The organism is Monashia sp. HAY1-5C (assembly GCF_056755255.1).
This window is the reverse complement of sequence record NZ_JBPGXG010000157.1, coordinates 1-9720: the sequence shown is the minus strand read 5'-3', so window position 1 is coordinate 9720 and position 9720 is coordinate 1. Positions and strand designations below refer to the sequence as shown.

Annotated in this window: 17 protein-coding genes and 1 pseudogene; 17 read left to right on the top strand and 1 reads right to left on the bottom strand. The window is 69.4% G+C overall.

The window, feature by feature from the left end:
• A partial coding sequence (locus tag ACR9ZK_RS18730) for a WXG100 family type VII secretion target (RefSeq protein ID WP_481343470.1) occupies positions 1 to 447 on the bottom strand: 447 nt, incomplete at its 3' end.
• A 157-nt stretch (positions 448 to 604) separates the two neighbouring features.
• Here ACR9ZK_RS18730 and ACR9ZK_RS18725 point away from each other — a divergent pair.
• The 17 genes and pseudogenes from ACR9ZK_RS18725 to rpsN all read left to right on the top strand — a co-directional run.
• The gene (locus ACR9ZK_RS18725) at positions 605 to 1909 is read left to right on the top strand and encodes a M18 family aminopeptidase (protein WP_481343469.1); all 1305 of its coding nucleotides are present in this window, start codon (positions 605 to 607) and stop codon (positions 1907 to 1909) included.
• Positions 1910 to 2022: 113 nt separating this feature from the next.
• Positions 2023 to 2463, top strand: a complete 441-nt coding sequence (locus ACR9ZK_RS18720) for a thiol-disulfide oxidoreductase DCC family protein (RefSeq protein WP_481343468.1) — start codon at positions 2023 to 2025, stop codon at positions 2461 to 2463.
• Between the two features lie 449 nt (positions 2464 to 2912).
• On the top strand, positions 2913 to 3221 hold the full coding sequence (gene rpsJ, locus ACR9ZK_RS18715) for a 30S ribosomal protein S10 (protein ID WP_009775966.1): 309 nt from the start codon (positions 2913 to 2915) through the stop codon (positions 3219 to 3221).
• Between the two features lie 14 nt (positions 3222 to 3235).
• Positions 3236 to 3895, top strand: a complete 660-nt coding sequence (rplC, locus tag ACR9ZK_RS18710) for a 50S ribosomal protein L3 (protein ID WP_481343467.1) — start codon at positions 3236 to 3238, stop codon at positions 3893 to 3895.
• Positions 3892 to 4527, top strand: a complete 636-nt coding sequence (gene rplD, locus ACR9ZK_RS18705; RefSeq protein ID WP_481343466.1) for a 50S ribosomal protein L4 — start codon at positions 3892 to 3894, stop codon at positions 4525 to 4527. The genes rplC and rplD overlap by 4 nt, the downstream gene beginning before the upstream one ends.
• Positions 4524 to 4823, top strand: coding sequence for a 50S ribosomal protein L23 (gene rplW / locus ACR9ZK_RS18700; protein ID WP_452269189.1), 300 nt, complete (start codon positions 4524 to 4526; stop codon positions 4821 to 4823). Before rplD ends, rplW begins: the two co-directional genes overlap by 4 nt.
• Before the next feature lie 32 nt (positions 4824 to 4855).
• Positions 4856 to 5692, top strand: coding sequence for a 50S ribosomal protein L2 (gene rplB, locus ACR9ZK_RS18695; protein ID WP_076264095.1), 837 nt, complete (start codon positions 4856 to 4858; stop codon positions 5690 to 5692).
• A gap of 15 nt (positions 5693 to 5707) precedes the next feature.
• Positions 5708 to 5989 carry a 30S ribosomal protein S19 gene (rpsS, locus tag ACR9ZK_RS18690; protein ID WP_026864141.1) on the top strand — a complete coding sequence of 94 codons (282 nt, stop codon included), beginning with the start codon at positions 5708 to 5710 and terminating at the stop codon, positions 5987 to 5989.
• Positions 5990 to 6015: 26 nt separating this feature from the next.
• Complete coding sequence (gene rplV / locus ACR9ZK_RS18685; protein WP_481343465.1) at positions 6016 to 6384, top strand: 50S ribosomal protein L22; 369 nt, start codon at positions 6016 to 6018, stop codon at positions 6382 to 6384.
• On the top strand, positions 6384 to 7208 hold the full coding sequence (rpsC, locus tag ACR9ZK_RS18680) for a 30S ribosomal protein S3 (RefSeq protein ID WP_481343464.1): 825 nt from the start codon (positions 6384 to 6386) through the stop codon (positions 7206 to 7208). The genes rplV and rpsC overlap by 1 nt, the downstream gene beginning before the upstream one ends.
• Before the next feature lie 3 nt (positions 7209 to 7211).
• Entirely contained in the window at positions 7212 to 7631 is a 420-nt protein-coding gene (gene rplP, locus ACR9ZK_RS18675; protein ID WP_076264098.1) for a 50S ribosomal protein L16, read from the top strand.
• Complete coding sequence (gene rpmC, locus ACR9ZK_RS18670) at positions 7631 to 7972, top strand: 50S ribosomal protein L29 (protein WP_481343463.1); 342 nt, start codon at positions 7631 to 7633, stop codon at positions 7970 to 7972. The genes rplP and rpmC overlap by 1 nt, the downstream gene beginning before the upstream one ends.
• Positions 7969 to 8268, top strand: a complete 300-nt coding sequence (gene rpsQ, locus ACR9ZK_RS18665) for a 30S ribosomal protein S17 (protein WP_481343462.1) — start codon at positions 7969 to 7971, stop codon at positions 8266 to 8268. The genes rpmC and rpsQ overlap by 4 nt, the downstream gene beginning before the upstream one ends.
• A 76-nt stretch (positions 8269 to 8344) precedes the next feature.
• Positions 8345 to 8713 (top strand): 50S ribosomal protein L14, encoded by a 369-nt coding sequence (rplN, locus tag ACR9ZK_RS18660; protein ID WP_481343461.1) that lies wholly within the window; start codon positions 8345 to 8347, stop codon positions 8711 to 8713.
• A gap of 3 nt (positions 8714 to 8716) precedes the next feature.
• Positions 8717 to 9082 (top strand): 50S ribosomal protein L24, encoded by a 366-nt coding sequence (rplX, locus tag ACR9ZK_RS18655; protein ID WP_481343460.1) that lies wholly within the window; start codon positions 8717 to 8719, stop codon positions 9080 to 9082.
• Between the two features lie 2 nt (positions 9083 to 9084).
• Positions 9085 to 9645, top strand: a complete 561-nt coding sequence (gene rplE / locus ACR9ZK_RS18650) for a 50S ribosomal protein L5 (RefSeq protein WP_481343459.1) — start codon at positions 9085 to 9087, stop codon at positions 9643 to 9645.
• A gap of 1 nt (position 9646) precedes the next feature.
• Positions 9647 to 9720, top strand: a pseudogene (gene rpsN, locus ACR9ZK_RS18645) (type Z 30S ribosomal protein S14); the annotation flags it as partial.

Sequence of the window (9720 nt, the reverse complement as noted above, 5' to 3'; positions counted from 1 at the left end):
TCCGTCGTCGGCAGCGTCAGATGTGTATAAGAGACAGGGGGACGGGTCGGCCGCGAGCGGCACGGGCGCGCCACCCGGGCCGGACATGACGTGCGGGGCCCCGCCGACTCCGGCGCCACCAGGGCCACCGAGGTCACCGACGCCGCCGACGGCACCGGAGCCGCTGCCCGTGCCGGGCGCGCTCGCGCCCCGCTGCCGGGCGGCGTTCTCGCGCAGCCTCGTCCCCAGCCCGGTCAGCGCGTGCTCGAGGGCATCGATCCTGGGCGCGGCACCGTGCCAGTCGCCGCGGAAGCCCTCGACGTCGGCACCACCCCAGGCGGTTCCGAGTCGACCGACCGCGTGGTCGACCGCTGAGCGCGCGGCCCGGCACTCGCCGGCGAACCGCTCCAGCTGCCCCGCGGCGCGCTCCAGCGCGTCCGGGTCGGCGCCCTTCCTGTACACGACCACGTCTCGCCCTTCCCCCGTCCGACGAAGTGTGGGGCCGCGCCCCGCCCCAAACCCTAGGCAGCCTGTCGCGGCTCGGCCAATGGGGAGCCCTACCCGCACCCCGACGGGCAGCCGTCGGCATCGGTCGACCCGTGAGGGATCGGTAGGGTCGGGCACCATGGCGCACTCCTTCGACACCGACTCCGAGGCCCAGGGGCTGATCGACTACGTGGATGCGTCACCGACGCCGTTCCACGCGTGCGAGCAGGCGGCGCGTCGGCTCGCCGAGGCCGGGTTCACCGAGGTGGCCGAGACCGACCCGTTCCCGACCGAGCCGGGGCGCCACTGGCTCGTGCGCGGTGGGTCGCTCATCGCCTGGGACACCATCGGTGCCCACGGTTCGGGCGTCGGTCCGGCCGCCGGGTTCCGCGTCGTCGGAGCGCACACCGACAGCCCGAACCTGCGCGTCAAGCCCCGTGCGGACCACGTCAAGGCCGGGTGGCAGATGCTGGCCGTCGAGCCGTACGGCGGCCTGCTGCAGAACTCGTGGCTCGACCGCGACCTCGGCCTGGCCGGCCGGGTCGCCGTGCGCACCCGGGACGGCCTGGAGCAGCGCCTCTTCCACGACAGCGACCCCGTCCTGCGGGTGCCGCAGGTCGCGATCCACCTCGACCGCACGCAGAACGACGCGCTGACCCTGAACCGCCAGCAGCACCTCGTACCCGTCTGGGGCGTCGGCGACACCCCGGGCGACTTCCCCGCCTATCTCGCCGCGCACGTCGGCGTCGACCACGAGGACGTCCTCGCCTGGGACGTCATGACGCACCCGGTTCAGCCTTCCGCGCGCATCGGCCGCGACCGCGACCTCATCGCCGCCCCGCGCCTGGACAACCTCGCCACCTCCTACGCGGGCGTCCGGGCGATGGTCGACGCCACGGCGACCGAGCCCGGGCACGTGCCCGTCCTCGTCCTGTTCGACCACGAGGAGATCGGCAGCACGTCCGAGCGGGGCGCCGTCTCGACGCTGCTGCCCTCGGTCCTCGAGCGCGTCGTCCTCGCCGCCGGCGGCAGCCGCGACGACTACTTCCGCGCGCTCGCCGCGACGGTCATCGCCTCGGGCGACATGGGTCATGCGACGCACCCGAACTACGCGGAGCTGCACGAGCCGCTGCACCAGATCCGCGTCAACGGCGGACCGGTGCTCAAGGTCAACACCAACCTGCGCTACGCCACCGACTCGGTGGGGGCGGCGGCCTTCCGGCTCGCGTGCGAGCAGGCCGAGGTACCGATGCAGACGTTCGTGACGCGCAGCGACCTGCCGTGCGGTTCGACGGTCGGGCCGGTCACGTCGGCGCTGACCGGCGCGACGACCGTCGACTTCGGGGCCGCCGCGCTGTCGATGCACAGTGCGCGCGAGCTCATGGGCGCCGAGGACCCGGCCATGTACGCGGGCGCGCTGAGCGCCTTCCTCGCCCCCGCCTGACGCCACCGCGGGCGCGCACCGGTACCTCCAGGCACCACGCCGGACACCGCGCCGGCACCGCACCGGTCCCGGACGCTCGACCGGACGTGGTGGGGCCGTGCGAGGATGGGCGGGTGGAGCTCAGGGTGCCGGACCGGCCGACGCTGGTGTACGACGCCGACTGCGGCTTCTGCACCCGCAGCGTGGCGTTCGCCCGGCACTGGGTGGACCGCCGGGGTCGCTACGACGTCCACCCCTGGCAGGCGCTCGACCTCGCCGCCGTCGGCCTCACGCCGCAGGACTGCGACGCAGCGGCCCAGTTCGTCACGGCCGACGGCTCGATCCGCTCGGGGCACCGGGCCATCGCGAGCGCGGCCACCCACGGCGCGCCGGCCTGGCGCCCGCTCGGCTACCTCCTGCTCGCCCCCGGCGTCTCGGCCCTCGCGGCGCGCGTCTACGCATGGGTCGCCGACCACCGGTACCGGCTGCCCGGCGGCAGCGCCGCGTGCGCCCGCCCGACATCGCAGGACCCGCAGGACCCTCAGCGTCCGCGCCCCGGCGAGGTGGCGGGCTGACCCCCGTCACGCCGAGGTGACGACGGGTCCGCCCGGCCCGCGCCGCGTCAGTCCCGGCCCACGAAGCGCAACGAAGCGCAACGAAGCGCAACGAAGCGCAACGACGCGCCACGACGCGCCACGACGCGCCACGACGGGAACGGTGCGCGCGGCGCCCGCCTCGATTTGATAGGGCCCCCGCCGCTCTGGCACACTAGCCAGGTTGCTTGACGCGCGTCGCTGACCCATGTCGACGGCGCCGCCCCTCGAGAGCCTCCTGACGGGGACTCGCCCGGACTCCTCTCGGAGGCCCGAGGGAAGCGCAGTGCAACCCGGTTCGGCCGGGCACTCACGACGAAAGTGGCACTTCCGTGCGCACTTTCACTTCGTGGAAAGGGCGACACGCCCGACCTCGGGGGTCGGAGGCCAAGGGAACCGGCAGTCAGAAGCGAGAGAGAGACGTTCATCAGATGGCGGGACAGAAGATCCGCATCCGGCTGAAGTCGTACGACCACGAGGTCATCGACAACTCGGCCCGGAAGATCGTTGACACAGTGACGCGCGCCGGCGCGACCGTGGTGGGCCCCGTCCCGCTGCCGACGGAGAAGAATGTCTTCGTCGTCATCCGGTCGCCCCACAAGTACAAGGACAGCCGCGAGCACTTCGAGATGCGCACGCACAAGCGCCTCATCGACATCATCGACCCGACGCCCAAGGCCGTCGACTCGCTGATGCGTCTCGACCTGCCGGCGGACGTCAACATCGAGATCAAGCTCTGAGGCGGTTGGTACACATGACGACTGTTGCTCAGCAGAAGACCATCAAGGGCGTCCTCGGCGAGAAGCTCGGCATGACCCAGGTGTGGGACGCCGACAACCGCCTCGTCCCCGTGACCGTGGTCAAGGCCGGCCCCTGTGTCGTGACGCAGGTCCGCAACGGTGACACCGACGGCTACGACGCCGTCCAGATCGCCTTCGGCGCCATCGACCCGCGCAAGGTCAACAAGCCGATGACCGGCCACTTCGAGAAGGCCGGCGTCACGCCGCGCCGTCACCTCGTCGAGCTGCGCACCGCCGACGCCGGCGAGTACGAGCTCGGCCAGGAGATCACGGCCGAGGCCTTCGAGGCCGGCCAGCGCGTCGACGCCACCGGCACCACCAAGGGCAAGGGCTTCGCCGGCGTCATGAAGCGCCACGGCTTCGCCGGTGTCTCGGCCTCGCACGGTGCGCACCGCAACCACCGCAAGCCGGGCTCCATCGGCGGCTGCGCCACGCCGGGCCGTGTCTTCAAGGGCATGCGCATGGCCGGTCGCATGGGTGGTGTCCGCCAGACGACCCAGAACCTCCAGATCCACGCCGTTGACGCCGAGAAGGGTCTGCTGCTCATCAAGGGTGCCGTGCCCGGCCCCCGCGGTGGCATCGTCCTGATCCGCACGGCTGCGAAGGGTGCATGATCCACATGGCCACGAAGACCCCCAACCTGCCTGCCGAGATCTTCGACGTGCAGACGAACGTCCCGCTGATCCACCAGGTCGTGGTGGCCCAGCTCGCGGCGGCTCGTCAGGGCACGCACTCGACGAAGACGCGCGGTGAGGTCCGCGGCGGTGGCCGCAAGCCCTACCGCCAGAAGGGCACCGGCCGCGCCCGCCAGGGCTCGACGCGTGCGCCGCAGTTCGCCGGCGGTGGCACGGTCCACGGCCCGCAGCCGCGCGACTACGCCCAGCGCACCCCCAAGAAGATGAAGGCCGCCGCGCTGCGCGGTGCCCTCTCCGACCGGGCCCGCTTCGACCGCATCCACGTCGTCGACGCCATCGTCTCGGGCGAGGTCCCCTCGGCCAAGGACGCCGCGGTGTTCCTCGCCGGCCTGACCGAGCGTCCGAACCTGCTCGTCGTCATCGAGCGCGGTGACGACGTGACCTTCAAGTCGGTCCGCAACCTGAGCAACGTCCACGTCCTGGTCGCCGACCAGCTCAACACCTACGACGTCCTCTGCGCCGACGACATCGTGTTCACCCAGGCCGCCCTCGACGCGTTCGTCGCCGGCAGCACCAAGGGTGCCGAGGCCGACAAGGAGGCCACCAAGTGAGCATCCACGCCAAGGACCCCCGCGACATCCTCATCGCGCCGGTCGTCTCCGAGAAGTCCTACGGGCTCCTCGACGAGGGCAAGTACACGTTCCTCGTCGACCCCAGGGCGAACAAGACGGAGATCAAGATCGCCATCGAGCAGATCTTCGACGTCAAGGTCGACAAGGTCCACACCCTGAACCGCCAGGGCAAGAGCCGTCGCACCCGTTTCGGCATCGGCAAGCGCAAGGACACCAAGCGTGCGATCGTCTCCCTCCGCGAGGGCTCGATCGACATCTTCGGTGCGGGCGCCTGAGACCGACGAAGAATCGTAAGGACTTAACGAACATGGGTATCCGCAAGTACAAGCCGACCACGCCGGGCCGTCGCGGCTCGTCGGTCGCCGACTTCGTCGAGATCACGCGCAGCACCCCGGAGAAGTCGCTCGTGCGACCGCTCTCGAAGACGGGTGGCCGCAACAACTCCGGTCGCATCACGACGCGCCACATCGGTGGCGGTCACAAGCGCGCCTACCGCGTCATCGACTTCCGTCGCCACGACAAGGACGGCGTGCCGGCCAAGGTCGCGCACATCGAGTACGACCCCAACCGCACGGCGCGCATCGCGCTCGTCCAGTACGCCGACGGCGAGAAGCGCTACATCCTGGCGCCGAACCGCCTCAAGCAGGGCGACCCGATCGAGAACGGTCCCGCCGCCGACATCAAGCCCGGCAACAGCCTGCCGCTGCGCAACATCCCTGTCGGCACGGTCGTGCACGCCATCGAGCTCAAGCCCGGCGGCGGCGCCAAGATCGCCCGCTCCGCCGGTGCTCGCGTCCAGCTCGTCGCCAAGGACGGCCCCTACGCCCAGCTGCGCATGCCGTCCGGCGAGATCCGCAACGTCGACGTGCGCTGCCGCGCCACCGTCGGCGAGGTGGGCAACGCCGAGCAGAGCAACATCAACTGGGGCAAGGCCGGCCGCATGCGCTGGAAGGGCAAGCGCCCGACCGTCCGCGGTGTCGCCATGAACCCGGTCGACCACCCGCACGGTGGTGGCGAAGGCAAGACGTCCGGTGGACGTCACCCCGTGAGCCCGTGGGGCCAGGCCGAGGGCCGGACCCGCAAGGGCCACAAGGAAAGCGACAAGCTCATCGTGCGTCGCCGTCGTACTGGCAAGAAGCGCTGACAAGGAGCCTGAAGAATGCCTCGTAGCCTCAAGAAGGGCCCCTTCATCGACGACCACCTCCAGAAGAAGGTGGACGCCCAGAACGAAGCGGGCACGAAGAACGTCATCAAGACCTGGTCGCGTCGTTCGGTCATCAGCCCCGACATGCTCGGCCACACCTTCGCCGTCCACGACGGCCGCAAGCACGTGCCGGTGTTCGTCACCGAGTCGATGGTCGGCCACAAGCTCGGCGAGTTCGCACCGACCCGCACGTTCAAGGGTCACGTGAAGGACGACAAGAAGGGTCGTCGTCGCTGATGGCCACCGAATCCAAGGAAGTTGTCATGGAAGCCAAGGCTTCGGCCCGGCACGTCCGGGTCAGCCCGCAGAAGGCCCGCCGCGTCATCGACCTGATCCGCGGCAAGGGCGCCACCGACGCCGTCACGGTGCTCACGTTCGCCCCGCAGTCCGCGTCCGACCCGGTCAAGAAGGTGCTCGAGAGCGCCATCGCCAACGCCCGGTTCAAGGCCGACAAGGAGTCCGTGGCCTTCGACGAGCGCAACCTCGTCATCACGGCGGCGTTCGTCGACGAGGGCCCGACGATGAAGCGGTTCCGTCCGCGCGCCCAGGGCCGCGCCGGCCGCATCAACAAGCGGACCAGCCACATCACCGTCGTCGTCACCCAGCCCGAGAACAAGAAGGGAGCCCGCTGATGGGTCAGAAGGTCAACCCCCACGGCTTCCGTCTGGGCATCACCACCGACCACAAGAGCCGCTGGTTCGCCGACTCCACGAAGCAGGGTCAGCGCTACCGCGACTACGTGAAGGAAGACGTCGCCATCCGTCGCCTCATGGCCACGGGCATGGAGCGGGCCGGCATCGCCAAGGTGGAGATCGAGCGCACGCGTGACCGCGTCCGCGTCGACATCCACACCGCGCGTCCGGGCATCGTCATCGGCCGTCGTGGCGCCGAGGCCGACCGCATCCGCGGCGAGCTCGAGAAGCTCACGGGCAAGCAGGTCCAGCTGAACATCCTCGAGGTCAAGAACCCCGAGACCGACGCCCAGCTGGTCGCCCAGGGCATCGCCGAGCAGCTCTCGGCCCGTGTCTCCTTCCGCCGCGCGATGCGCAAGGGCATGCAGTCCGCCCAGCGCGCCGGCGCCAAGGGCATCCGCGTGCAGGTCTCGGGCCGTCTCAACGGCGCCGAGATGAGCCGCACCGAGTTCTACCGCGAGGGTCGCGTCCCGCTGCACACGCTGCGCGCGAACATCGACTACGGCTTCTATGAGGCCCGTACGACGTTCGGCCGCATCGGCGTCAAGGTGTGGATCTACAAGGGTGACCTGACGGCCAAGGAGCTGGCTGCCCAGCAGGCCGCCGCGCCCCGCCCGTCGCGTGGCCCGCGTCGTGACGGTTCCGACCGTCCGAACCGCGCCCGCCGTGGTGACCGCAACGAGACCGCCGCTGCCCCGGCAGTGAACGAGACCGCTGCTGCCGAGGCTCCCGCCGCGGCGAGCACCGAGAATGAGCAGGCCTGACCCATGTTGATTCCCCGTCGAGTCAAGCACCGCAAGCAGCACCACCCGGATCGTCACGGTGCTGCCAAGGGCGGCACGAAGATCGCCTTCGGTGAGTACGGCATCCAGGCCCTCGAGCCGGCGTACGTCACCAACCGTCAGATCGAGTCCGCTCGTATCGCGATGACCCGCTACATCAAGCGTGGCGGAAAGGTCTGGATCAACATCTACCCGGACCGTCCGCTCACGAAGAAGCCGGCCGAGACCCGCATGGGTTCGGGCAAGGGCTCGCCCGAGTGGTGGGTCGCGAACGTCAAGCCGGGTCGCGTCATGTTCGAGCTCTCGGGCGTGGCCGAGCCGGTCGCCCGCGAGGCCATGCGTCTCGCGATGCACAAGCTCCCGATGAAGTGCCGCTTCGTCCAGCGTGAGGGTGGTGACAACTGATGGCAGTCGGAACGAAGGACCTGGCTCCGAACCAGCTGCGTGGTCTCGACGACACGAAGCTCGCCGACGAGCTGAAGAAGGCCAAGGAGGAGCTGTTCAACCTCCGGTTCCAGTCCGCCACGGGCCAGCTGGACAACCACGGTCGTCTGCGTGCGGTCAAGAAGGACATCGCCCGGATCTACACCGAGATGCGTGAGCGCGAGCTCGGCATCGGCTCGGCCCCGGTCGAGCAGCCGGAGCCGGCGAAGGCCGACGACAAGGCCGAGAAGAAGGCCAAGAAGGCCACCAAGAAGGCCGAGAAGACGGCCGAGGCCGAGACGGCCGAGGAGGACCAGGCATGAGCGAGAAGGACACCGTGACCACGGACGCGACGGGTCAGACCACCGAGCGCAACTACCGCAAGACCCGTCAGGGCTACGTGGTGAGCGACAAGATGGACAAGACCGTCGTCGTCGAGGTCGAGGACCGCGTCAAGCACGCCCTCTACAGCAAGGTCATCCGTCGCACCTCGAAGGTCAAGGCGCACGACGAGAAGAACGAGGCCGGCGTCGGCGACCGCGTGCTCATCATGGAGACGCGTCCGCTCTCCGCGACGAAGCACTGGCGTGTCGTCGAGATCCTCGAGAAGGCCAAGTAAGCCACCCCCCATTTCCGTTCGGCAAGGCTCACCCGGGTGACCGGGTGAGAACCAGCACGACGACAGGAGTTAGACAGTGATCCAGCAGGAGTCGCGACTGCGCGTCGCCGACAACACCGGTGCCAAGGAGCTCCTTTGCATCCGTGTTCTCGGTGGTTCGGGCCGTCGATACGCCGGCATCGGCGACACGATCGTCGCCACCGTCAAGGACGCCATCCCGGGCGGCAACGTCAAGAAGGGCGACGTGGTCAAGGCCGTCATCGTCCGGACCGTCAAGGAGCGTCGGCGTCCCGACGGCTCGTACATCAAGTTCGACGAGAACGCCGCGGTCATCCTGAAGAACGACGGTGACCCGCGCGGTACCCGCATCTTCGGTCCCGTCGGCCGTGAGCTGCGCGAGAAGAAGTTCATGAAGATCATCTCGCTCGCGCCGGAGGTGCTCTGACCCATGGCGAAGATGAAGATCAAGAAGGGTGACCTCGTCCAGGTCATCTCGGGCCGCAGCCAGAAGAACGGCGGCGACCGGGGCAAGCAGGGCAAGGTCATCGCGGTCTACCCGGAGACGCAGCGCGTGCTCGTCGAGGGCATCAACCGCGTCACCAAGCACATCAAGGCCGGCGCCACCGCCCGTGGCACCCGCACCGGTGGCCTGACCCACACGGAGGCCGCGATCCACGTCAGCAACGTGGCCGTCGTCGACCCCGAGACGAAGAAGCCGACGCGCGTCAAGACGCGCGTCGAGACGGTCGAGCGCGGCGGTCGCCAGAAGGCGTCCCGCGTGCGCGTCGCCGTGAAGTCGGACAAGGACCTCTGAACATGACGCAGACCACCAGCAAGCCGCGCCTCAAGCAGCGGTACCAGGACGAGATCAAGAGCTCGCTCCAGCAGCAGTTCGGCCACGGGAACGTCATGCAGGTTCCCGGCGTCGTCAAGGTCGTCGTCAACATGGGTGTCGGTGACGCCGCGCGCGACAGCAAGCTCATCGAGGGCGCGGTCCGTGACCTCACCGCCATCACCGGCCAGAAGCCGGTCGTGACGCGGGCCCGCAAGTCCATCGCCCAGTTCAAGCTCCGCGAGGGCATGCCGATCGGCGCGCACACCACGCTGCGCGGCGACCGCATGTGGGAGTTCCTCGACCGTCTCGTGACGATCGCCCTCCCGCGCATCCGCGACTTCCGCGGCCTGTCGCCCAAGCAGTTCGACGGTCGCGGCAACTACACGTTCGGCCTGACCGAGCAGTCGATGTTCCACGAGATCGACCAGGACCGCATCGACCGCGTGCGCGGCATGGACATCACCGTCGTCACCACGGCGACCAACGACGACGAGGGTCGCGCGCTGCTCAAGGCGCTCGGCTTCCCCTTCAAGGAGAACTGACATGGCCAAGACCGCCCTGATCAACAAGGCGAACCGGAAGCCGAAGTTCAAGGTCCGCGCGTACACCCGTTGCCA

Coding starts and splice junctions, on each gene's coding strand:
- ACR9ZK_RS18725 (WP_481343469.1), top strand. CDS start 605: ATGGCGCACTCCTTCGACACCGACTCCGAGGCCCAGGGGCTGATCGAC.
- rpsJ (WP_009775966.1), top strand. CDS start 2,913: ATGGCGGGACAGAAGATCCGCATCCGGCTGAAGTCGTACGACCACGAG.
- rplC (WP_481343467.1), top strand. CDS start 3,236: ATGACGACTGTTGCTCAGCAGAAGACCATCAAGGGCGTCCTCGGCGAG.
- rplD (WP_481343466.1), top strand. CDS start 3,892: ATGATCCACATGGCCACGAAGACCCCCAACCTGCCTGCCGAGATCTTC.
- rplB (WP_076264095.1), top strand. CDS start 4,856: ATGGGTATCCGCAAGTACAAGCCGACCACGCCGGGCCGTCGCGGCTCG.
- rpsS (WP_026864141.1), top strand. CDS start 5,708: ATGCCTCGTAGCCTCAAGAAGGGCCCCTTCATCGACGACCACCTCCAG.
- rplV (WP_481343465.1), top strand. CDS start 6,016: ATGGAAGCCAAGGCTTCGGCCCGGCACGTCCGGGTCAGCCCGCAGAAG.
- rpsC (WP_481343464.1), top strand. CDS start 6,384: ATGGGTCAGAAGGTCAACCCCCACGGCTTCCGTCTGGGCATCACCACC.
- rplP (WP_076264098.1), top strand. CDS start 7,212: ATGTTGATTCCCCGTCGAGTCAAGCACCGCAAGCAGCACCACCCGGAT.
- rpmC (WP_481343463.1), top strand. CDS start 7,631: ATGGCAGTCGGAACGAAGGACCTGGCTCCGAACCAGCTGCGTGGTCTC.
- rpsQ (WP_481343462.1), top strand. CDS start 7,969: ATGAGCGAGAAGGACACCGTGACCACGGACGCGACGGGTCAGACCACC.
- rplX (WP_481343460.1), top strand. CDS start 8,717: ATGGCGAAGATGAAGATCAAGAAGGGTGACCTCGTCCAGGTCATCTCG.
- rplE (WP_481343459.1), top strand. CDS start 9,085: ATGACGCAGACCACCAGCAAGCCGCGCCTCAAGCAGCGGTACCAGGAC.